Origin of the sequence: Aromatoleum evansii (assembly GCF_012910805.1) — a bacterium.
Taxonomy (GTDB): domain Bacteria; phylum Pseudomonadota; class Gammaproteobacteria; order Burkholderiales; family Rhodocyclaceae; genus Aromatoleum; species Aromatoleum evansii.
Map to the genome: position 1 here is coordinate 1 of NZ_WTVK01000262.1, position 414 is coordinate 414.

The window sequence follows — 414 nt, forward strand, 5'->3', positions numbered from 1 at the left end:
GAATTCGACGGTGAGGGAGTAGATCTCCGTCTCGAGCGTCGAGTAGCGCAGGCCACCGAGCATGAGGACGATGCCGAACGCCGTCGAGCAGAACAGAAACACGACGCTCGCGGCGCTGACGACGGCGGGGCGCAGCTGCGGCCACGTCACCGTCCGGAAGACCTCCCGCGGTGATGCCCCGAGTGCCGCCGCCGACTCCGCCGTGCGCGGGTCGAGCGACGCCCACATCGGCCCGACGGTGCGCACGACGACGGACACGTTGAAGAACACCATCGCGAGCAGCACCGGCTGCCACGAGCCGTCCCAGCCCAACCAGGCAAGCGGGCCGCCGTCGGCGAACAGCGACCGGAACGCGACGCCGACGACGACCGTCGGCATGACGAACGGTAGGACGACGAGCGCGCGCCACACCCC

1 protein-coding gene is annotated in these 414 nt (G+C 70.3%); it reads right to left on the minus strand.

Annotation, left to right across the window (positions count from 1 at the left end; all coding sequences use genetic code 11):
- Nucleotides 1–411 (minus strand): ABC transporter permease (locus tag GO615_RS30050; RefSeq protein WP_339380035.1); only part of this gene is annotated, 411 nt, incomplete at its 3' end.
- Nucleotides 412–414 lie beyond the last annotated feature (3 nt).